The following is a 433-nucleotide window of genomic DNA, read 5'->3' as shown; positions in this document are numbered from 1 at the left end:
GGTTTGGGCAAATGCGAGGGAGGATAGGGCGGCGAATGTTAGTCCGCCCCAGAAGCCTTCCCATGTTTTTTTGGGGGAGATGCGTTCGATGAGGCGATGTTTGCCGAATTTCATGCCTGTCAGGTAGGCTCCGGTGTCATTCACCCAGATGAAAACAAACAATGCCAGCAAGAAAATTGGGGTGTAGCCCTCCTGAGTGAAAGCCACAATATTGAGCAATGAAAACGGCAAAGCAATATAAATCTGCCCAAGAAAAATATAACCCAAATGCGCAATATGGTCTTCATTCTCAACATAAAGCTCTGCAACCAAAACACTTACAAGATAAAGCAAATAAGGCAAAAAAATCAACAATTGGTAACCGGTAACTGGTAACTGCAAACTGGTAACTGGTAACTGGTAACTGGTAACTGCAAACTGGTAACTGTAAAAG

General features: G+C 43.9%; 1 protein-coding gene. It reads right to left on the bottom strand.

What is annotated here, in order from left to right; genetic code table 11:
• Nucleotides 1-433, bottom strand: a 433-nt coding sequence (locus tag ASC50_RS04810) for a phosphatidate cytidylyltransferase (protein WP_162491141.1), incomplete at both ends; no start/stop codon positions are given.

The sequence above is a fragment of the Candidatus Symbiothrix dinenymphae genome (assembly GCF_001431085.1).
The sequence above is the reverse complement of the archived record's forward strand: the minus strand, read 5'-3'. Positions and strand labels throughout refer to the sequence as shown.